At 55.3% G+C, this 19454-nt stretch carries 21 protein-coding genes and 1 tRNA gene; 4 read left to right on the top strand and 18 right to left on the bottom strand.

The features are described from left to right. Positions 1–64: 64 nt before the first annotated feature. The 5 genes from GXM22_RS07415 to GXM22_RS07395 all read right to left on the bottom strand — a co-directional run bounded on the left by GXM22_RS07415 (position 65) and on the right by GXM22_RS07395 (position 3715). Positions 65–286, bottom strand: coding sequence for a hypothetical protein (locus GXM22_RS07415; RefSeq protein WP_005932862.1), 222 nt, complete (start codon positions 284–286; stop codon positions 65–67). A gap of 48 nt (positions 287–334) precedes the next feature. Beyond that, positions 335–2164 (bottom strand): SGNH/GDSL hydrolase family protein, encoded by a 1830-nt coding sequence (locus GXM22_RS07410; protein ID WP_099357186.1) that lies wholly within the window; start codon positions 2162–2164, stop codon positions 335–337. 26 nt (positions 2165–2190) lie between these two features. Then, positions 2191–2850: an HAD hydrolase-like protein gene (locus tag GXM22_RS07405; RefSeq protein ID WP_035394092.1), complete on the bottom strand. Its 660-nt coding sequence runs from the start codon at positions 2848–2850 to the stop codon at positions 2191–2193. A 172-nt stretch (positions 2851–3022) separates the two neighbouring features. Continuing rightward, positions 3023–3346 (bottom strand): alpha-helical endospore appendage domain-containing protein, encoded by a 324-nt coding sequence (locus tag GXM22_RS07400; protein ID WP_035394090.1) that lies wholly within the window; start codon positions 3344–3346, stop codon positions 3023–3025. A 60-nt stretch (positions 3347–3406) separates the two neighbouring features. Further along, positions 3407–3715 carry a YerC/YecD family TrpR-related protein gene (locus tag GXM22_RS07395; RefSeq protein WP_005932857.1) on the bottom strand — a complete coding sequence of 103 codons (309 nt, stop codon included), beginning with the start codon at positions 3713–3715 and terminating at the stop codon, positions 3407–3409. A 328-nt stretch (positions 3716–4043) separates the two neighbouring features. On the opposite strand from GXM22_RS07395, the gene GXM22_RS07390 reads away from it, so the two are divergent. Continuing rightward, the gene (locus GXM22_RS07390) at positions 4044–5771 is read left to right on the top strand and encodes a carbon starvation CstA family protein (RefSeq protein WP_005932856.1); all 1728 of its coding nucleotides are present in this window, start codon (positions 4044–4046) and stop codon (positions 5769–5771) included. A gap of 91 nt (positions 5772–5862) precedes the next feature. On the opposite strand, the gene GXM22_RS07385 is transcribed toward GXM22_RS07390, so the two are convergent. The 6 genes from GXM22_RS07385 to GXM22_RS07360 form a co-directional block, all read right to left on the bottom strand. Then, positions 5863–6408 (bottom strand): GNAT family N-acetyltransferase, encoded by a 546-nt coding sequence (locus GXM22_RS07385; protein WP_005932854.1) that lies wholly within the window; start codon positions 6406–6408, stop codon positions 5863–5865. 19 nt (positions 6409–6427) lie between these two features. Then, entirely contained in the window at positions 6428–7120 is a 693-nt protein-coding gene (locus tag GXM22_RS07380; RefSeq protein WP_035394239.1) for an alpha/beta hydrolase, read from the bottom strand. Between the two features lie 191 nt (positions 7121–7311). Next, on the bottom strand, positions 7312–8235 hold the full coding sequence (gene tsf, locus GXM22_RS07375; protein ID WP_005932850.1) for a translation elongation factor Ts: 924 nt from the start codon (positions 8233–8235) through the stop codon (positions 7312–7314). Positions 8236–8289: 54 nt separating this feature from the next. Then, entirely contained in the window at positions 8290–9009 is a 720-nt protein-coding gene (rpsB, locus tag GXM22_RS07370) for a 30S ribosomal protein S2 (RefSeq protein ID WP_035394088.1), read from the bottom strand. A 202-nt stretch (positions 9010–9211) separates the two neighbouring features. Next, positions 9212–11164 carry an LTA synthase family protein gene (locus GXM22_RS07365; RefSeq protein ID WP_005932847.1) on the bottom strand — a complete coding sequence of 651 codons (1953 nt, stop codon included), beginning with the start codon at positions 11162–11164 and terminating at the stop codon, positions 9212–9214. A gap of 134 nt (positions 11165–11298) precedes the next feature. Further along, positions 11299–11592, bottom strand: a complete 294-nt coding sequence (locus GXM22_RS07360) for a PRC-barrel domain-containing protein (protein WP_035394085.1) — start codon at positions 11590–11592, stop codon at positions 11299–11301. 135 nt (positions 11593–11727) lie between these two features. Between GXM22_RS07360 and GXM22_RS07355 the strand changes: the two genes are divergently transcribed. Beyond that, positions 11728–12342, top strand: coding sequence for an HAD family hydrolase (locus GXM22_RS07355; protein ID WP_005932843.1), 615 nt, complete (start codon positions 11728–11730; stop codon positions 12340–12342). Positions 12343–12412: 70 nt separating this feature from the next. Here GXM22_RS07355 and GXM22_RS07350 read toward each other — a convergent pair whose 3' ends face one another. From GXM22_RS07350 to GXM22_RS07325, 6 genes are all read right to left on the bottom strand, one after another. Next, entirely contained in the window at positions 12413–12571 is a 159-nt protein-coding gene (locus tag GXM22_RS07350; RefSeq protein WP_097771984.1) for a DUF1540 domain-containing protein, read from the bottom strand. Positions 12572–12628: 57 nt separating this feature from the next. After that, positions 12629–12988 carry a nitrous oxide-stimulated promoter family protein gene (locus tag GXM22_RS07345; RefSeq protein ID WP_005932839.1) on the bottom strand — a complete coding sequence of 120 codons (360 nt, stop codon included), beginning with the start codon at positions 12986–12988 and terminating at the stop codon, positions 12629–12631. Between the two features lie 284 nt (positions 12989–13272). After that, on the bottom strand, positions 13273–13689 hold the full coding sequence (locus GXM22_RS07340; protein WP_035394083.1) for a flavodoxin: 417 nt from the start codon (positions 13687–13689) through the stop codon (positions 13273–13275). Positions 13690–13850: 161 nt separating this feature from the next. Next, complete coding sequence (locus GXM22_RS07335; RefSeq protein ID WP_035394081.1) at positions 13851–14621, bottom strand: heparan-alpha-glucosaminide N-acetyltransferase domain-containing protein; 771 nt, start codon at positions 14619–14621, stop codon at positions 13851–13853. Between the two features lie 134 nt (positions 14622–14755). Further along, positions 14756–15307, bottom strand: coding sequence for a ferritin family protein (locus GXM22_RS07330; RefSeq protein ID WP_035394078.1), 552 nt, complete (start codon positions 15305–15307; stop codon positions 14756–14758). Between the two features lie 134 nt (positions 15308–15441). Beyond that, positions 15442–16803 carry a uracil-xanthine permease family protein gene (locus tag GXM22_RS07325; RefSeq protein WP_099357187.1) on the bottom strand — a complete coding sequence of 454 codons (1362 nt, stop codon included), beginning with the start codon at positions 16801–16803 and terminating at the stop codon, positions 15442–15444. Between the two features lie 305 nt (positions 16804–17108). Here GXM22_RS07325 and GXM22_RS07320 point away from each other — a divergent pair, with 305 nt between their 5' ends. Both GXM22_RS07320 and GXM22_RS07315 read left to right on the top strand, forming a co-directional pair. Further along, positions 17109–18236, top strand: coding sequence for a cysteine desulfurase family protein (locus GXM22_RS07320; protein WP_005932828.1), 1128 nt, complete (start codon positions 17109–17111; stop codon positions 18234–18236). A gap of 18 nt (positions 18237–18254) precedes the next feature. Next, the gene (locus GXM22_RS07315; protein ID WP_005932827.1) at positions 18255–19109 is read left to right on the top strand and encodes a tRNA 2-thiocytidine(32) synthetase TtcA; all 855 of its coding nucleotides are present in this window, start codon (positions 18255–18257) and stop codon (positions 19107–19109) included. Between the two features lie 95 nt (positions 19110–19204). Here the strand turns inward: GXM22_RS07315 and GXM22_RS07310 are convergent. Continuing rightward, positions 19205–19288: transfer RNA gene (locus GXM22_RS07310), tRNA-Leu, on the bottom strand. Positions 19289–19454: the final 166 nt, after the last annotated feature.

The following is a 19454-nucleotide window of genomic DNA, read 5'->3' as shown; positions in this document are numbered from 1 at the left end:
GAATTTTTCCCAGATCAAAAGAACAGCGAGAAGCCAGCCCCGCCCCGGCAGAGCTGGCTTCCGGTTATTCCTGAACTATCTCATAGGTTTCATCATCGGTCTGCACCGGGGAATTGTCCGTGCACGGAACTTGCGCGGTGCAGGGTTTGTCAACGTTTCTGGGCATCTGCTCCTCGGTCACGCCGTTGTCCACATTCTCCCAGTCCATCTCATACCAATCCACACTGCCATCAGTCACAGTTCCCTCACCGGGCAGCCCGGGGATCTTGATCTCTTCACAGAACATCCGGCTCCCTCCCTTCTGCCCAGCCTATGCGGGCAGACAGAAAAAGGTTTACCGGCTGGCTTCTGCTTCGGTGGAAGCGGAAGCCCCCTCTGCGGGCTCAATATCATTTTCAACCGAAGCGGAGACCGATTCACTGTTGGTCTGCTCCTTGGATTCCGTTTTGCTCTCAGAGGCAGCACTGCTGGAGGACGATGTGCTCTCTGCCTTGCTCTCCGAGCTGCTGTGAGAAGAAGAGGTGCTCTCGCTCTTGGATTCGCTCTTACTCTCACTTTCTGCCGTGCTGTGGGAAGAACTGCTGCTCGTGCTCTCAGACTTGCTGCTCTCCGAAGAGGACGCAGATGTACTGCCGGAAGAAGTAGAAGAGCTGCCGGAATTTGAGCTGGAAGCAGGCTCCGGGCTGACCGTAATGGTCAGCGCATTGCTGACCACGGCGCAGTCGTTGTACACGACCACCGCATAGATCTTATAGCTGCCGCTGGTGATGGCCGAAGCGGACACGGTGACCGTTGTATGGCCTGCGGCCTCCTTCACTTCCTGACCGTTGGCGAACCAATGCAGGTTTTCACTCTTGGCATATTTGCCCTCCAGCGCAGCCTTAAAGACATAGGAGCCGGCGGAAGCCTTGCCTTCCGAGATGTGAACGGAAGCAGCTGCAAACACGGCTGTCACGTCCAGATTCTGCTTGAAGCCGGTATCGGTACGGGTCTTGCTGGTCACGCCGTCGCTCCACTTGACGAACACATGGCCCTCCGCAGGGGTGGCCGTGACAGTCAGCGACTGGGATGCATCTGTGATGCCGTATGTCAGGCTGGTCTTGCCGCTCTCGTTCCCACAGCTCAGGGTGCCGCCGCCGCTCTTTTCCACCTGATAACGGGCCTCAAACTTAACGCTGGCAGTCTCAGAGCTGCTGACGCTTTCACTCTCGCTGGAAGAAGCGGGTTCTTCCGAGCTGGGGGCCTGCACCGCCGAGCTGGGGTTGGATACATATTCCAGCGTACGGGTGGGGATATTATTGGTGTCCGGGCGGCGATCCTCGGTCTGGTAGGCGTGGGTGCGCAGATAGTTCAACACAGCCTTGAGACCGGCGCTCTTGAGGTGGATATCACCGTCCGTGTAGTAATCCAGCTGGCCGTAGCCATTTTCTCCCTTGAGGACCTCCGCCGTATTCAGAAATCTGACCCCCAGCTGTTCACACATGTTGAGCAGTGCCATATTAAAATCATCGATCTTGGCCTGATCCATGTGGGGGTAATTGGAGTGATTCTCCGGGATAGGAGGCACCGTGTTCACGATGATATCAGTGTAGGGGTAAGCCTCCTGAATGGCTTGCACCAGCGCGGTATAGTTACTGATAAAATCAGCCACCTCCATGCCGGTGTCGTTGGTGCCAAAGGTCATCACGACGCGGCGGGGCTTCATTTTTGCCACCGCCTGTGCGATGGTGTAGTGGGTGGTGTCATTCTTAAAGGTGACAATTCCTTCGTTCAGGGCCACCTGGGTGCCAATGCCCTCCTTGGCACAGAACTGCTGCAAGGAGATCAGGCCGTTGTTATACAGACGCACGGTGTTGGAGTCTCCCAGAAACAGGGTGCTGTCCAGATATTCCGTGCCCGCATCCGCTGTTTCAGTCAGCAGAGCACTGGAGGTGTTATCGATCTGATAGTGATTGGCAAGATCTGTGCCTTCACCGTCCCCGGTGGTGTCCGTCGGCACAGAGTCTGCAGGTGTGCCGGGCGTTTCCGGCTTTCCCCGTTTGAGCAGGGTCAGGGTGATGCCTACGGTCAGCAAAGCCGCCAGTGCGCAGACCACACAGACCAGAACGGCCTGCCGCTGCAGCGATGTCATAGACTGTTTGTCCGATTGATTCTTATGATTCATGTTATATTCACCACTTATCCTATCATTCAACCGTTTGCACGGCAGGCCAGGAGCTTGTCCGTCAGTTCTTCACAACTTTCCGCCAGCAGCACCGGGCCAAAGGGCTCCAGTTCTTCCCTGCTGCCGTAGCCATACAGGGCACCGGCGGCATCCAGCCCGCAATCAGCAGCACCGCGCATATCATCGTTGCGGTCGCCCACCATCAGCACCCGCTTGCCCTGTACACAGGGCTGGGTGAGGACATAGCGCACCACTTCTGTTTTGGTATCCCGGCTCTCATCCATGGACGCGCCGCCGATGAAATCAAAGTAAGGGGCCAGTCCCTGTTCTTCCAGAATGGGGGTCACGACCACAGTCGGCTTGGAGGTTGCGGTGCAGAGCACAAATCCTGCCTCCTTCAGGCGGCGCAGCATCTCTGCCGCACCGGGGTAGGCCGTACCCTCATGGCTGCCCTTTTCGCGGTAACTCTCCCGATAGAGCTCTGTGGCCTCCTCGATTTTTGCAGGGTCAGAAAAATGCTCTCCAAAGCTCTTGCGGAGCGGCGGCCCCAGATAGCGCCGCAGGTTCACATGGGTGACATCCACGCCCATCTTGGTAAAAACTTCTTCCAGTGTATTCAGGATGCCGGGGGCGGAATCGATCAGGGTTCCGTCCACGTCAAATAAGATCACGTCATAGTGCTGCAAGTTCGTTTCCCTCTCTTTCACACATATACACGGTATAGTATAGCACAGAATTGCGCTTTCAGCAATTCCAACAAATCGTTTTTGCACTTTTTATACAAATCGGTCACAATCTGGCCTTAAAACGCAAAATGCCTGCCCGCCAGAATGCGGACAGGCAGGGGGTCGTGCAGGCTTATTGGGCTGCAGCGCCGTTATCAGCGGAGGGATAATAGAGGTTATTGGAGATAAACTCCAGCTTTTCCTTCAGCACCAGCTCCAGATTTGCCACGGCGTGCACCATGTTGGTGGCCGAATCGTTCACTTCCAGCAGCTTACACAGGTCGATCTCGTTCATGGCAAGTGCGGTTTTCATCTTCTGGCTCTCGGCGCAGAGGATGTGGCTCAGAGCACTTTCCTGCAGCGCGATACTTTCCATCAAATCGATCACAGCCTGACTCAGGGTAACACGGGGCAGGGCCGGACATTCCAACGTAGTGGGACAATTGATCGTTGCCATAGGGGACTCATCCTTTCTATATAAGGTGTACCCCATCTTATGTCCCCTGCCGTGCAGCCGTTACTGCTTTTTCTCCTGTGCAGAGATCTTTTCAATTACGCTCTGGTAACCGCCGGTTCCGTATTGGATACAGCGGTTGATACGGCTGATGGTCGCCGTGCTGATCTCTACTTCTTTCACGATCTGGTCATAGGTGCAGCCGCCAAGCAGCAGCTTTGCCGCTTCCAGCCGTTGTGCCATATCGGAGATCTCCTTTACTGTGCACAGATCCTCAAAAAAAGCATAGCACTCCTCCCGGCTCTCAAGGCTCAGGATGGCATCGAACAATGCATCTACGGTCTCGTTTTTTCTGGAATTTTTCTCAGTCATTGCGGTCTCCTCTGCGGCAAACGCCGGAACTTCTGACAGAAAGAATCATATTACGTTATCACTTTAGCACACGAAAGTGTGAAAGTCAAGTCTTTTGCGTGAATCGTTTTCAATTCAGCGTGTCAACAGTTTTCTTCTCTTCACAAGTGAAATAAAATCACCTAAAATTTTTTGCCTGATTTTCTGTCGAATTAGCACATCCTCTGAACTGCTCCGAAATATATTGACAAATTATGAAAATGGGGATAAAGTATACACAATTTTCAGGCAAAGGAGCCACAGCGTGACCTCTTTGCCGCATGAAAAGCAAAGGAAAGAGGTAAAAGAAATGAACACGCTGGTCATCGTTTTGATCGCAGCCGTGTGTCTGTTTGGTGCTTACACTCTCTACGGACGCTGGCTGGCAAACAAGTGGGGCATCGACCCTACCGCCAAGACCCCTGCGGTCGTCCATGAGGACGGCCGGGATTACGTTCCCACCAACGGCTGGACCGTTTTTGCACATCAGTTCAGCTCCATTGCAGGTGCCGGCCCTGTTACCGGTGCCATTCAGGCTGCTGCCTTTGGCTGGCTGCCTGTTCTGCTGTGGGTCCTGCTGGGCGGCATCTTCTTTGGTGCTGTTACCGACTTCGGCGCTCTGTATGCTTCTGTAAAGAATGACGGCAAGTCCATGGGTATGCTGATCGAAAAGTATATCGGCAAGACGGGCCGCAAGCTGTTCCTGCTGTTCTGCTGGCTGTTCTGCGGCATCGTTATTGCAGCGTTTGCTGACATGGTCGCTGGCACCTTCAATGCCTATGGCGCGGACGGCGCTCTGGTGGACGCTGCTCAGACCAACGGCGCTGCCGGCATGGTCTCCATCATGTTCATGGTCTTCGCTGTGGTCTTTGGCCTGATCCAGAAGAAGTTCAACTTCTCCGGTTGGAAGGAGAGCGTCATCAGCATCGTTTTCATCGTGCTGTCCTTTGTCATTGGCGCAAATCTGCCCATCATCCTGGGCAAGGCCGCATGGAGCTATATCACCTTCGTTTATATCTTCTTTGCCGCCGTGCTTCCCATGTGGCTGCTGAAGCAGCCCCGGGACCACATGACCACCTTCATGTTTGTTGCCATGATCGCAGGCGCTGTGGTTGGTCTGGTCGTTGCACACCCTACCATGAATCTGCCCGTTTACACCGGCTTCACCAACGAGAAGCTGGGCACCATGTTCCCCATCCTGTTCGTCACCGTTGCCTGTGGTGCTGTTTCCGGCTTCCACAGCCTGGTCTCCTCCGGTACTTCCTCCAAGACCGTTGAGAACGAGAAGGATATGCTGAAGGTCGGCTATGGCGCAATGATCCTGGAGAGCCTGCTGGCTGTTCTGGCCCTGTGCGTTGCCGGTGCTGCCGCTGCTGCAGACGGCACCCCCGCTGCAGGTACCCCGTTCCAGATCTTCAGCCGTGGTGTTGCCGGTTTCTTTGAGATGTTCGGCGTTCCTGCTTATGCAGCAACGGTCTTTATGACGATGTGTGTTTCCGCTCTGGCCCTGACCAGTCTGGATGCTGTGGCCCGTATCGGCCGCATGAGCTTCCAGGAGCTGTTCAGTGTGGACGACATGGAGCACGCTGAGGGCTGGCGCAAGCTGTTCTGCAACGTCTACTTCTCCACCTTCCTCACTCTGGCCTTCGGCTTCCTGCTGACCAAGATCGGCTACGCAAACATCTGGCCTCTGTTCGGTTCCGCCAACCAGCTGCTGAGCGCTCTGGTTCTGGCTACCCTGTGCGTTTTCCTGAAGGTCACCGGCCGCAGCAACAAGATGCTGTTCCCCCCGCTGATCATCATGCTGTGCGTCACCTTCACCGCTCTGGTGCAGCGCCTGATCGCCATGGTCAAGGCCATCAGCACTGCCGCTTCTGTCAGCATTCCTGCGGGCGAGACCACCTGGGGTGCCGTGTTCATTGCCAATGGCCTGCAGCTGATCCTGGCTGTCCTGCTGATCGTTCTGGGTCTGAACATTGTGTTCCACTCCTTCTCTGCTTACAAAAAGGCTGAGCACAACAGCGAGGCCAAAATCTGAGGTTTTCACGGTTTGACCGTAAAACGATAAAAATCTCCCACTGACGACATCGAACCCCGTCAGTGGGAGATTTTATTTTGTCTTTTTCAGGTCACAGCATCTTCGCCATGATGATCTCATCCCGGTAGGTGCCGTCCTTCAGCTTAAAAGCCCGGGGCTGGATGCCATAGCGCTCAAACCCAACCTTCTCATAGAGATGGATGGCACGGGCGTTATCGCTGTACACCCCCAGCTCCAGCTGTTCGAAGCCGTTGGTACGGGTCTGGTCAATGGCCAACTGCATCAGATAGCTGCCCAGACCGCAGCCCCAGTGATCTTTCCGTACGGAGATGCCTACTACGGCACGATGGCGGTATTTGATATGCGGCCGCACCTGTGCAACACCAAACTCCCCCACCAGCTTTTCTCCGGCAAAAGCGCCCACCTCAAAGTTCACAGGGCTTTCCACGAAGCCTGCGAGCCAGTTCCGCATCGCTTCCAGACTCGCTCCTTCCTCCGGGTATCGGGCCATAAAATGTGTTTCGCTGTAGATTGCATTGCGGAATGCACTCAATGCCTCCGCATCATCGGCGCATAAGCTGCGCACCGTCAGCACTTCCCCGTTGGGCAGTGTGAACGTTCTGGGTTCGATCTTCATGTTTCTCTCTCCTCTTCTTTCAGATATGTGCTCGCTCCCATTCCTGCAGAACAGCCAATTGCAGCTCGGTATGGAACCAGTGCTCTCCTTCTACCATGATGGTCAGATGTGCACCTGTCCGTTGTTTGAACTGCTCAAGCACTGCCCTGGAAGTCAGGTTATCTTTTGCGCCATAGAGCACTTGCGTGGGCACTTTCCAGCGGTAGGAATGCTCCCTCACCCAGCAGAGATACTGCCACGACAACGTCTCATCGAAATCCGTGGAAATCTCCCCTGCTTCTTTCAACTGGGCCTCACTCACATTTGCCCACTGCATCATATTGGTGATAAGATCTTCCATATCTACCACTGGTGAGAGCAAAAGAGTACTCCGTAAAGGCTTTGCCTGTAAGGCCAACATGGAAAACCAGGCTCCAATACTTGTAGCCCGCAGCGAAACATTCTTCCAACGCTCTGCAGCATAGGAATAGACCGCTTCCAACTCTGGAACCGCCACCCACGGCAGCAGCTTCTCGGAGCTGCCCTTGCGCTCTCCATGTTCGGGCAAATCAACAGCAAGAACCTGATACCCTGCTGGGCAGGCAAGCTCTGCAAACGGCAGAGCTTCTTCTTTGCAACCCATTTTGCCATGGACATAGAGATATACTTTTCGGCTTTCTTTCCCGTACAGCAAAGCAGGAATACCGCTGATCTCCAGTTTCTGTGTTTTCATCGTAACATCTCCTGTCAGATGCCGCCTTCCTTCTTTCCGGTACAGCGGCTGGTTGAGATTCTTCACTTCCAGCTTTTTCTTCATTGTAATTGTTCCTATGATAACACACTTCCCGTTCAAACACAAACAAAAAGAGCTGTGACACCCTGTTACAGGTACCACAGCTCTTAAATTCATTCAGTCAGACTGAATTACTTCACCATGCTTGCAACTTCAGCAGCGAAGTCATCAGCACGCTTCTCCAGGCCCTCGCCCTTCACGAAACGGGTGAACTTGACGATCTTGATCTCGCCGCCCAGATCCTTAGCGACCTTAGCGGTGTACTGAGCAACAGACAGATCGCCGTCCTTGACGAACTCCTGATCGACCAGGCAGTTCTCCTTGAAGAACTTCTTGATCTTGCCCTCGATCATCTTCTGCTTCACAGCATCAGGCTTGTTGGCGTTCTTGGGATCGCCAGCCATCTGAGCCAGCATGATCTCCTTCTCCTTGGCAACGACCTCAGCGGGGACAGAAGCCTCATCGACGTAGCTGGGGTTAGCAGCTGCGACCTGCATGGCGATGTCCTTGCCGTAAGCAGTGAACTCGTCCTTGCTGTCGATGTCGTTGGTGGTCTCGAAGTTGACCAGGATGCCGTGAGTGCCGCCGCCGTGGACGTAAGCAGAGCAAACGCCCTCGTAACGGACAAAACGACGAATCTTAATGTTCTCCTTGATGACCAGGATCAGGTTCTTCAGAGCCTCGTCAACGGTCTCACCAGCCTCGGTCTTGCAAGCCATCAGAGCCTCAACATCAGCAGGATTCTGCAGCATGACGACCTTGGTTGCTTCCTTGACGAAATCAACGAACTTGTCGTTCTTGGCAACAAAGTCAGTCTCAGCGTTGACTTCGATGACAACACCGACCTTGCACTTGGGGCAGTAGTCAGCGTAGACCATACCCTCGGCAGCAACGCGGCTTGCCTTCTTGGCAGCAGTAGCCAGACCACGCTCGCGCAGGATCTCAATAGCCTTCTCGAAGTTGCCGTCAGCCTCAGTCAGAGCCTTCTTGCACTCCATCATGCCGCAGTCGGTCTGCTTGCGCAGTTCCATAACGTCCTTTGCAGAAATAGCCATTTTTGTAGTCTCCCTTACACGTTATTTCACGGGTTTGTTCTGTACAGCCAAAAATCAGGCGTTGGCAGCTTCCTCAGCGGGAGCCTCCTGGTTGCCCTGCTTGCCTTCCAGAACAGCGTCAGCCATAGCGCCAGCGATCAGCTTGACAGCGCGGATAGCGTCGTCGTTGCCGGGGATGACGTAATCGATCTCGTCGGGGTTGCAGTTGGTATCAACGATAGCCACGATGGGGATGTTCAGCTTACGAGCCTCAGCAACAGCGATGCGCTCCTTGTGAGGATCAACAATGAACATAGCCTTCGGCAGGGTCTTCATGTTCTTGACACCGCCCAGGTACTTGTCCAGCTTCTCCATCTCCAGCTCGAGCTTAGCAACTTCCTTCTTGGGCAGCAGCTCGAAGGTGCCGTTCTCCTTCATCTTAGCCAGCTGATCCATACGGTCGATGCGCTTACGGATGGTGCGGAAGTTGGTCAGCATACCGCCCAGCCAGCGAGCGTTGACATAGTGCATGCCGCAGCGCAGAGCCTCGTCACGGATGGACTCCTGAGCCTGCTTCTTGGTGCCGACGAACAGGATGTCGCCGCCCTCAGCTGCAACTTCCTTCACGTAGTTGTAAGCCTCGTCCAGCTTCTTCACGGTCTTCTGCAGATCGATGATATAGATGCCGTTGCGCTCGGTGAAGATATACTTCTTCATCTTGGGGTTCCAGCGGCGGGTCTGGTGACCGAAGTGCACACCTGCCTCGAGAAGCTGCTTCATAGAAACGACTGCCATAGTAAAAATACCTCCAATATTGTTTTGCCTCCGCACACCGTGATCCGCGGCCATATCGGATGGCTTTGGACTGCCCTCCACTCCCGAAAGAGCACAAAAGGGCATAGTGATGCGTGTGTAATGCCAAATAATAATAGCACAAACAGGCGTGTGATGCAAGGGGTTTTCTCTGTTTTTTACAAGAAAATCGCGTATTTTTTGTTTATTCGCCCGTCTGAGTGCTGTTCAGGCTTTCCATGCCCATCCGGCTGAGGGCATAGCCCTTGCCGAACATCAGGTCATATTGCAGCAGCCAGTGCTTCTGGCTCCAGCTTTCCTGCAGGGAGCTCGGGGTCTGGGTGGTGGTGCCGTCCAGATTCATCACCGTGCCCCGGGTATTGGCGCGGTCGGCCACCTGCAGCTGGCGGTTCAGCAGCTGGAAATAGAGCGGCTGTTCCAGACCGTAGAGGTTCATCATCACCGGCGAGATATCGTAAGCGGCAATGGTGCCCAGATCCACGGGCTTGTCGGTGTAGTTCGACCACATCAGCAGGGTGGTCTGGTGCAGGCGCGGGTCCGCACTGGAATCGCTGGCATAGCCGCTGCTGGTAAAGACATCATAATTGGAATCAATGGGGTTGTAATGGTCGCCCCAGAACACCAGGATCACCGGCTCGTCCACCTGCGAGAAGTATTGGGTCAGCTTGCCCAGCATGGCATCGGCATCCCGGATGCCGGTCGCAAAATCTTCCAGTGCGCCGATGGTGCTGGCCTTGAGGCCCGCCGGGTGCTCTGTCACCTTCACCCGCACATCGTCCGGGTAGTTGTCTTTATTATAATTGGTATGGTTCTGCATCGTGACCGCGTGCAGAAAAACCGGTGCATCCGAGGATGTCTTCATCTTCTCATACTGCTGGATGATCTGGTCTGCCATGGAGTCATCCGTGACCAGACCGCTGGTCCAGTAGTGTCTGCGCACCTTGTTGACATGGGTCATCTGTTCCAGGCTCAGGAAGGTGTCAAAGCCCAGGTTGGGGTATGCCGTGTCCCGGCTCCAATACTTGGCCCAGAAGCAGTGAACTGCCGCCGTCTGATATCCCTGCGTCAGCTTGAGGTAATTGGGCAGCGAGAACATGGGCTTGGTCACATGCTGCTGGTAGGGCTTGCTGCCGTTGGGCAGAAAGGAAGCCGAATAGCCTGTCAGCGCTTCAAACTCCACATCGCAGGTTCCGCCGCCGAAACTGGGGCTGTACGCCCGGCCAGAAGCACTGGTCTGCTGCAGGGCGTGGAGGTTGGCAGAGACATCGGTATCAAACTGGAAACCGTACTGCTCCAGTTCCGACACATCCCAGTAGGACTCGTCCATCACATAGATGATGGTGGGCTTTTTCGCGGTCTCGTCCGCAGAGGTGGTGGCACCGTAAGATCCCGGGTAGAGCGGAGCAGTGGAATATTTCTGTGCAGCTTCGGTATCATCCAAAATCTCGTTGACAGCCTCCTCTGAATACCCCTCCGGCTTGGAGATCTCCAGATTGGTCAGATTGGTCAGAAAGCTGGTGATGACACCATAATAGCGGTAGTAGCGATCCTGCATCCAGGCATCCGGCACAATGCCAATGGCCTGTGTCACGGCAGGCTGCAGGAACACGCCAAAGAGCAGGCCGCAGGTAGCTGCCGCACTGGCAAGAAAGCCTGCCACCCGGGGCTTCCAGTTCAGCTTCTGCCGCCCTCTATAAAGGAAGAAAGACACCGCGACCAGCAGCACGATAATAACAATGGATACCACCATGCTGGTCTGGATGTGGATACCGGCCGCAGCTGCCACGCCCGCAGCCTCTGACACCTGCATCAGATCCCAGGGCAGGAAGGGCTCGCCGCGCAGCTGCAGTGTGTAGAAATTGACTGCCGCCGGGGCACAGCCCAGCACCGCCGCCAGCAGGGTCGCCAACGGTGCAAACCGGGTCAGCCAGTCCACTGCCAGCCAGCTGAGAAACAGCATGGCCCACGCCAGCAGATAGGCTTCGGCATGGGGGAAAATGTATTGGGTAAAGGTCTCCCCTGTCAGGCTGCCGCGGGCGATCCACTCCGTCAGGAACAGGATGCCCAGCGTTGCCAGCGGCGGGAAGAGCAGCCGCAGCCCATGCAGGGAAAGCGGCGTATGTTTTTTTGCGTTCATAGAGAGAAGTTCCTTTCACTTCCGGAAATCAGATTTCAAGCCGGAGCGGCAAGGCTCTGCCGCTCACGGTTCTCTATTATAATCCGATTTTTTGTAAAATCAAACCCTGATGCAGGAAAAATTCACGAAAAATTTCAGCCGTCCAGCCAGTGCCGCATTTTTTGCCAGAAACCCTGCTTTTTGGCTTCCGGCTCCGGCAGCTCCGTGCGGACCAGGATCGCGTCCACTCCCAGTGTTTCGATGTCCGTCCAGGGGATGACCAGAGTCTCGTCCCGGCCCAGCAGCCCAAACAGATGAGGCTGCCCGAGCAGCAGCAGGCTTTTGACCTGCGCCGTTGCCGGATCGAGCTCCAGATCATCGGCGCGGCCAAGGCAGGCCCCGTTGCTCAGCTGAACGATCTCCTTTGCGCACAGCTCCCGGAATTTCATCGTGATCCCCTCCCCGCAGTTTGCCTGTTTCATCCTATGCGGCGGCACAGTGCTTGATGCAGGGCGGGCAGTTGTGCTATACTGTGGGCAGAATCTTTCTGGCAGAAACATCCATACAGAATTGAGGAAACAGCGATGTATAAAAATATCATCTTTGATCTGGGCGGTGTCATGGTAGATTTCGACCCCAAGACCTATCTGGTAGACCGCTTCTGCAATGCCGAGGTAGAGGAACAGGTCTCCCAGCTGACTTTTGAAAGCGAGGAGTGGAAGCTGCTGGATGCAGGGCTTATCACCCGCTCCGAGGCCAACCTGCGGATGCTGGCCCGCGCAAAAGAATATGGCCGCGCGTTTGAGGTGCAAGGCGTGCTGGACGATTGGATGCATATCCTCCGCCCCCGCCGCCGGATGCATGAGCTGGTGCGGAAACTCAAGAGCCGTGGCTACTGCGTCTATTACCTGAGCAATATCCCCGAGGATGTGCTGGATTTTCTGACCGAGCGCGACCTCAAGGGCCTGTTCGACGGCGGCGTGGCCTCCTGCGAGGTGCACATCAACAAGCCTGACCCGCGCATCTATAAGGCCCTGCTGGACAAATACCAGCTCAAGGCCGGGGAAAGTGTTTTCATTGATGACCGGCTGGAGAATGTGCAGGCCGCCTTCCGTCTGGGCTTTGCAGGCATCCAGATGAAGGACAGCGTCGGCACACTGGTGCGCAGCCTTGCTACCTGCAGTGTGGCAATCCACTGAACAACACACAAAAACTCCCCTCTCATGCCCTGTCTGGGGCGCTGGGCGGGGAGTTTTCTGCCATTACAGATTATTTCTTTTCGTAATTCTGGCAGAAGTGCGGGGTCTCCACCTGCTGGGTGGTGCAGGAGCAGTGCTCTGTCACCTTGATCTGGGGCAGATCACACTTGCAGTTCTGCACATTGTGACGGCACTCGCAGACATCGCAGGTCACACCTGTGTTTTCCATTTCTATCGCCTCCTTGGCTCTAGGTTGCCCCGGCTTCAGGCGATTATACATGGCTGCTTATTTTCCTGCGTTTGCTTCACGCCTTGCCTTCATTGTCACGATCACATGCTTGATGGAGAGAACGGGATGCACCGGCAGCATTCTGGGCCCGGCCCAGCGCATGACAGTGCGGATCTTTTCCCGCATCTCCGGCTGATAGCAATGCACCTTGCAGGCCGAGCAAAAGGTCTTGGTCTCCATAAAGGGGCAGTGCTCAATGCGGGCCAGCGCATAATCATGCAGCTGTTGGCATTCCGGGCAGAGACTGCCTCTGAGGGTGTAATGCTGCTTGCGGCAGTAGAGCGCGATCATCTCACTGACAAGCGTTTTTTCGTCGGAACGCTTCTTTGCCAGGTCTTCCGGGGTGGTTTTGGACATTGGGACTGTTCCTCCTGCATTTTTTCCTTGCGGGCCATCCGCAGAGCCGCGCAACGCACCGCGTGACGCAAAACTGCGAAACAGGCCGTAATTCCAACAGCAACAGCCATTTCCATACACACCACCTTTCCTAAAAAGCAAAGCAGCAGGAGACCGGGTTCAGCCCCTGTTGTTCCCCTGCTGCTCTCAGGTTCGCTTGTCCGGCAAATGGGTTGCTGCGCAACTTTTAGAGTTTAACACAGCAAACCCCATTTGTCAAATTTTGCAATGTGCTTCTAATCCGGTCACCACGCTGCCAGGTCTGCACCCAGCTTGCGGCAGGCAGCCTGAACATCCTCATCCGGTGCCTCGTTGCAGATCAGACCCTCACCGTTGAGCACCTGTGCGCCATCACCCTGTGCACGCTCGACCCAGTCGTGCATCCACTGGCCGTCGCCCCAGCCATAAGAGCCGAACAGAGCGATCTTCTTGCCGTTCAGGGAGCCCTCCAGATCGGAGAACATCGGCTCAAACTCGCTCTCTTCCAGCTGCTCTGCGCCCATTGCGGGGCAGCCAAATGCAACTGCATCAAACTCTGCCAGCTTTGCGGCGTTCATTTCGCCACAGGGAACGATGGTGCCGTTTGCACCCTCTGCCACGCAGTTTGCCATGGTCTCCGTGTTGCCGGTTGCACTCCAGAATACAACTGCTACTTTGCTCATAAAGAAGAACCTCTCTTTCAATTTTGGTTAGTATATTCTAACTTTTATCTTCAAGAAATTGCTCTGCCTGACATAAGACAGAGCAATTTGGTTAGGCTTTTCTAACCATCAAAAGAATACCACAGGGCGGGCTCCTTGTCAAGAACCTTTTACAGAATTTTTCAGAGCGCTCCTCCACCCCGGCGCAGCAACAGGAACACCACCGTCAGCACGCCGTAGATCACCGGCTGGTGGAGCAGATATAGCATCAGCGAATTCCGCCCCAGCCACCCCAGCGGCGGGCAAACCGAACGACGCAGCGGACGGAGACTCTGCGCTGTTCGCTCTGCCAGATGATGCAGGTAAAAACCAGCCCAGAACAGGAAGAGCCACGGGGTCAGTGGGAAGTAATCCGTAGAGAAGAAGCCAAAGGGATAAAACCCCAGATAGGCCGTGAAGTAGTTGGCGTAGAGAAAACCCGGCAGTGTGATGAGCCAATGGCCCAGCTGCAAATAGCCATCGGCTGCATAGCGGGTGAAGTAAAACAGAAACATGCTCCCTGCAAGGCCGACCACCGGGGGCACCTTTTCCATCCACTTTTCCAGCAGTCCTGTGAAGATCATAGCCGAGCCCAGCAGGGTCAACACGCCGAACCAGACAACATCCGCAGGCATAAAGATCAGCGTGACCGCCGTGACAAGTGCGCCGCACCCAAACACCACCGCGCCTCGTTTGACCGGGTGGCGGCCCAGCGGCAGACAGAAGCCGGACAGCAAGATGAACACCCAGCAGATGGATTGCTGCCACAGTTCTCCCTGCCAGCTGCCATACCACGGTGCACGCACACCAAACAGATAGACCAGATCCCACATGCCATGGTAAAGCATCATGCTGATCAGGTCCAGCCCGCGCAGCTCGTCCAGCAGCGCACAGCGTGTGGAAGTTGATTTCATAAGACTTCCCCTTTTTCGGAATGTTTTTTTTTCATTGTACGCCCTGCCATGGATCCCGTCAAGCAAAAAAGCTGCCGTGCAGCTTTGGAACCGCACGGCAGCTTTATAATAACAGGTTCAGAAGAATGCAGGAATTACAGCTCCACGTTGAAGTAGCGCTTCAGCAGGCCCTCGAAGCCGCGGCCATGGCGAGCCTCGTCCTTTGCCATTTCGTGGACGGTATCGTGGATTGCATCCAGGTTCAGGGCCTTTGCCTTCTTGGCCAGGTCCATCTTGCCGGAGCATGCGCCGCACTCAGCCTCAGCACGCATCATCAGGTTCTTCTTGGTGCTATCGGTCACGACCTCACCCAGCAGCTCGGCGAAACGGGATGCGTGGTCAGCCTCTTCGTAGGCATAGCGCTTGTAAGCCTCAGCGATCTCAGGGTAGCCCTCGCGCTCAGCCACACGGGCCATGGCCAGGTACATGCCGACCTCGCTGCACTCACCCTCAAAGTTTGCACGCAGACCGTCAACGATCTCCTGAGGCACACCCTCAGCCTTGCCGATGCCGACCACATGCTCGGTCACATAGGTGTTGCCGGTCTTTTCGACAAATGCGGATGCAGGCGCCTTGCAGACAGGGCACTGCTCAGGGATAGAGCCTTCAGCGATATAACCACAGACGGTGCAAACATACTTTTTCATAAGAATATCCTCCATTGTTTTTCATTATGATCTTGGCCTCCCCTCTGGTACAGGGGGCCTTGCTTCTGAGCCTATTATAGCAATGATTCCTAGATTAGTCAAGACTAATTTTAAGAATTATTCCTATTTATTTTTTAGACCTGCAGGTTGCCGCTGCTCGGAGCATCGGAGCCGTTGGCAGCATCAAACTCGTAATCATTGCCGGGGAGGATGGCGTTGAGCAGAATGCCCACGATAGCAGCAATGGCCAGGCCGGACAGGTTGATGGAGACACCGCCCACAGCGAAAGTCAGACCGCCCACAGAGTTGAAGCCCAGCGCGCAGACCAGGATGACAGCGGCAACGATCAGGTTGCGGCTGTTGGTAAAGTCTACATGGTTCTCGACCACATTGCGGACACCGATCGCGGAGATCATTCCGTACAGCACAAAGCTGATGCCGCCAATGATGCCGGTGGGGATGGTGTTGATGACGGCCTCAAACTTGGGGCTGAAACTCAGGATCACAGCCATCACAGCGGCAATGCGGATGACAAGCGGATCGTAGATGCGGCTCAGGGCCAGAACACCGGTGTTCTCACCGTAGGTAGTATTGGCGGGGCCGCCCAGCAGACCAGCCATGGCAGTGGCAAGGCCGTCGCCCATCAGGGTGCGGTTCAGGCCGGGATCATTGATATAGTTGTGGCCGACCGTAGCGCTGATGGCAGCGATATCGCCCACATGCTCCATCATGGTTGCCAGCGCAATGGGGATGATGGTGAACATTGCGCTGATGAACTCAGGGCTGCCGTCGATGGCAAACAGGCCCATGGCACTCTTGTGCAGGGGGATGCCGAACCAGTCGGCAGCAGCAATGGCCTCAAAGTTGACTGCACCAGTGACCAGAGCCACAGCATAGGAGACCAGCACACCGATCAGGATGGGCAGGATCTTGACCATGCCCTTACCCCAGATGTTGCAGACAATAACGGTGCCCAGGGCCACAAAAGCCAGCAGCCAGTTGGACTCGCAGTTGGTGATGGCGGAGGGGGCCAGGATCAAACCAATAGAGATGATGATGGGGCCTGTGACCACCGGCGGAAAGAATTTCATAATGCGGCGGATGCCAAAGGTGGAGATGAGCAGGCTGACCAGCAGGTACAGAATGCCGGACAGTGCCACGCCCGCGCAGGCGTAGGGCAGCATTTTGGTATTGACAACGGTCAGGTTGCCGTCTGCGTCAGCCAGCATGGGGGCTACAATGGAAAAACCGCCCAGGTAGGCAAACGAGGAGCCAAGGAAGGCCGGGACCTTGCCCTTGGTGACAAGGTGGAACAGCAGGGTGCCCAGACCGGCACAGAGCAGAGTGGTGGAAACGCTCAGGCCGGTGAGCAGGGGCACCAGCACAGTTGCGCCGAACATGGCAAACATGTGCTGCAAGCCCAGGATCAGCATCCGTCCGGTGCCGAGCTGCCGGGCATCGTAAATGCCCTTGGAGTAATCGATCTTTTCACTCATAGAGAAGTTCTCCTTTCATCGCTGCCCAAAAAAAGAGGCATTGCCGCAGCAACGGCAGTGCCTCAATCTTCTGGAGCAGATTCAAAAAACGGGACCGGAAGGCAAAACACGCGCTCCGCAAAGTCGAACGAAACATTTTGCTCTCCCCTTCCCTGTCTGACTTTATAAAGTATACCAGAAACCCTGCCCGGATGCAATCCGTTTGCCGCAGTTTCCTCAGCTTTTGGGCCGGACATCTTGAAATATGCCCCTGTCCGCACTATAATATAACCTATTGAATTGATTTGTATTTCAAGAGGAATGTTATGATCTATCTGGACTATTCTGCAAACACCCCGGTGGATGCGCGGGTGTTGGAGCAGTTCTGTGCCGTGGAGCGCCGCTGCATCGGCAACGCCAACTCTCACCACCAGGCAGGCTCTGCCGCCAAGGCAGAGATCGATGCCGCCACCATCAAAATCGCCTCCCTGCTGGGCGTTCAGCCAGCAGAGATCATCTATACCTCTGGTGCCAGCGAGGCCAACAACTTTGCTTTAAAGGGGCTGGCCCGTCTCTCCCGCCATGCGGGCAGGCACATCATCTCCACTCCGCTGGAGCATTCTTCGGTCAGCGGCACCCTGACGGCATTACAGGAGCAGGGGTATGAGATCGACCTGCTGAACGTGAAACAGGACGGCACCGTGGATCTTGAGCACCTGAAGGATCTGCTTCGCCCGGATACCATCTGCATTGCCATAACGCTGGTGGACAGTGAGCTGGGTGTGGTGCAGCCCGTACAGGAGATCGCCGCCATCCTAAAAGCATACCCTCACTGTCATCTGCATGTGGATGCGACCCAGGCTGTGGGTAAGATCCCCGTTTCTTTTGAGGGCGTGGACACCATGAGCCTGACGGCCCACAAATTCTACGGACTGAACGGCATCGGCCTGCTGATCAAGCGGCGGAATCTGGCGCTGGAGCCTCTCATCCATGGCGGCGAGAGTACCACCATCTACCGCAGCGGCACCCCCACTGTGGCGCTGGCCTCCTCGCTGGCCTGTGCGCTTGATCTTGCCGTCACTGACCTGCCCGGACGCGTTGGCCATGTGGCAAAGCTGAATGCAGAGCTCCGCGCCGCCCTCAGCACATATCCGCTGGTGCGCATCAACAGCCCGGACCACGCCATCCCCCATGTGCTGAATCTGAGCGTCCGTAATGTCAAGGGCACCGTGTTCCAGCGGGAGCTGGATGCCAAAGGGGTCTGCGTCTCGGTCAAGTCAGCCTGCTCTTCGGATGGTCTGCCTTCGCGTGCGGTGTTTGCGGTCAGCCGCGACCGCCGCAACGCACTGTCCTCCTGGCGCATCAGCCTGAGCCATCTGACCACCGAGGACGAGATCAAAGCCTTTTTGCAGGCGTTCGATGTCTGCTACCGTGAGCTGACCGCTGTACATTAAATAAAAAGAGGAACCAACATGAAACGTGAGCTTGAACCTTATCAGATGATCGAACGCAGTATCATCAAGAAATACCGCAAGGAGCTGTGGACCCCCTTTATCGTGGCGGTAAAGCGCTACGAGCTGGTACAGGAGGGCGATAAAATCGCCGTCTGCATCTCGGGCGGCAAAGACTCCATGCTGATGGCAAAGCTGATGCAGGAACTGCAGAAGCACAGCGATGTTCCCTTTGAGCTGGTCTTTCTGGTGATGGACCCCGGCTACAATGAGATCAACCGCCAGAAGATCGAGTCCAATGCCGAGCTGCTGCACATTCCGGTGACCATCTTCGAGAGCAACATCTTTTCCGTTGCCAACAACACCGAAAAGAACCCCTGCTACCTCTGTGCCCGGATGCGGCGCGGCCACCTGTACAGCAAGGCCAAGGAGCTGGGATGCAATAAGATCGCGCTGGGCCACCACTTCAACGATGTCATTGAAACGACTGTGATGAGCATGTTTTACGGCTCCCAGATGCAGGCCATGCCGCCCAAGCTCCACAGCACCAGCTTTCCCGGCATGACCCTGATCCGCCCCATGTACTGCATCCGGGAAGAAGATATCCTGGCCTGGAAGCGCTACAATGATCTGGAATTCATCCAGTGCGCCTGCCGCTTTACTGAGAACTGCACCATGTGCGACAACGGCGGCGGTGGTTCCAAGCGGCAGGAGATCAAGATCCTGCTCCGCCGCCTGAAGCGCGACAATCCAAATATCGAAAACAGCATCTTCCGCAGCATCCACAATGTTGCCATTGATACCATGCCGGGCTATCGATCCGAGGGTGTGGACCACAGCTTCCTGGAACGATTCCATGCTATGGAAAACCGCTGAGCTGCATCCGGCATTCCTGCCTGCGCAGAATTACACTTTGTACGCGATACAACAGTAAAAAATCCCCCTCAGCTTACGCTGAAGGGGATTTTTCATGCCACCGGCGGGGCTTGAACCCGCACTCTGTCTCCAGAAAGGGATTTTAAGTCCCTCGTGTCTGCCAATTTCACCACAGTGGCGCATAGAAACCCGGCTTACAAAGCCCTGCTGCTCTGGACATTCACAGAGAGCCGGGAATAACAGGTGATGAGTCAAACATTTATCACAAGTCCGTCGTTACGGAGTTGCAAACATGTATCAAAACATGTAAGATTCACACAACGGCTATTATAATACAATAGAAAC

The organism is Faecalibacterium duncaniae, assembly GCF_010509575.1.
Classification (GTDB): Bacteria; Bacillota; Clostridia; order Oscillospirales; family Ruminococcaceae; genus Faecalibacterium; species Faecalibacterium duncaniae.
Note: the sequence above shows the minus strand (reverse complement) of the source record. Positions and strands in the feature narration are given on the sequence as shown.

Excerpts from the sequence above, each read along its gene's own strand:
- GXM22_RS07415 (WP_005932862.1), bottom strand. The coding sequence starts at position 286 with ATGTTCTGTGAAGAGATCAAGATCCCCGGGCTGCCCGGTGAGGGAACT.
- GXM22_RS07410 (WP_099357186.1), bottom strand. The coding sequence starts at position 2,164 with ATGAATCATAAGAATCAATCGGACAAACAGTCTATGACATCGCTGCAG.
- GXM22_RS07400 (WP_035394090.1), bottom strand. The coding sequence starts at position 3,346 with ATGGCAACGATCAATTGTCCCACTACGTTGGAATGTCCGGCCCTGCCC.
- GXM22_RS07395 (WP_005932857.1), bottom strand. The coding sequence starts at position 3,715 with ATGACTGAGAAAAATTCCAGAAAAAACGAGACCGTAGATGCATTGTTC.
- GXM22_RS07390 (WP_005932856.1), top strand. The coding sequence starts at position 4,044 with ATGAACACGCTGGTCATCGTTTTGATCGCAGCCGTGTGTCTGTTTGGT.
- GXM22_RS07385 (WP_005932854.1), bottom strand. The coding sequence starts at position 6,408 with ATGAAGATCGAACCCAGAACGTTCACACTGCCCAACGGGGAAGTGCTG.
- GXM22_RS07380 (WP_035394239.1), bottom strand. The coding sequence starts at position 7,120 with ATGAAAACACAGAAACTGGAGATCAGCGGTATTCCTGCTTTGCTGTAC.
- tsf (WP_005932850.1), bottom strand. The coding sequence starts at position 8,235 with ATGGCTATTTCTGCAAAGGACGTTATGGAACTGCGCAAGCAGACCGAC.
- rpsB (WP_035394088.1), bottom strand. The coding sequence starts at position 9,009 with ATGGCAGTCGTTTCTATGAAGCAGCTTCTCGAGGCAGGTGTGCACTTC.
- GXM22_RS07365 (WP_005932847.1), bottom strand. The coding sequence starts at position 11,164 with ATGAACGCAAAAAAACATACGCCGCTTTCCCTGCATGGGCTGCGGCTG.
- GXM22_RS07360 (WP_035394085.1), bottom strand. The coding sequence starts at position 11,592 with ATGAAATTCCGGGAGCTGTGCGCAAAGGAGATCGTTCAGCTGAGCAAC.
- GXM22_RS07355 (WP_005932843.1), top strand. The coding sequence starts at position 11,728 with ATGTATAAAAATATCATCTTTGATCTGGGCGGTGTCATGGTAGATTTC.
- GXM22_RS07350 (WP_097771984.1), bottom strand. The coding sequence starts at position 12,571 with ATGGAAAACACAGGTGTGACCTGCGATGTCTGCGAGTGCCGTCACAAT.
- GXM22_RS07345 (WP_005932839.1), bottom strand. The coding sequence starts at position 12,988 with ATGTCCAAAACCACCCCGGAAGACCTGGCAAAGAAGCGTTCCGACGAA.
- GXM22_RS07340 (WP_035394083.1), bottom strand. The coding sequence starts at position 13,689 with ATGAGCAAAGTAGCAGTTGTATTCTGGAGTGCAACCGGCAACACGGAG.
- GXM22_RS07335 (WP_035394081.1), bottom strand. The coding sequence starts at position 14,621 with ATGAAATCAACTTCCACACGCTGTGCGCTGCTGGACGAGCTGCGCGGG.
- GXM22_RS07330 (WP_035394078.1), bottom strand. The coding sequence starts at position 15,307 with ATGAAAAAGTATGTTTGCACCGTCTGTGGTTATATCGCTGAAGGCTCT.
- GXM22_RS07325 (WP_099357187.1), bottom strand. The coding sequence starts at position 16,803 with ATGAGTGAAAAGATCGATTACTCCAAGGGCATTTACGATGCCCGGCAG.
- GXM22_RS07320 (WP_005932828.1), top strand. The coding sequence starts at position 17,109 with ATGATCTATCTGGACTATTCTGCAAACACCCCGGTGGATGCGCGGGTG.
- GXM22_RS07315 (WP_005932827.1), top strand. The coding sequence starts at position 18,255 with ATGAAACGTGAGCTTGAACCTTATCAGATGATCGAACGCAGTATCATC.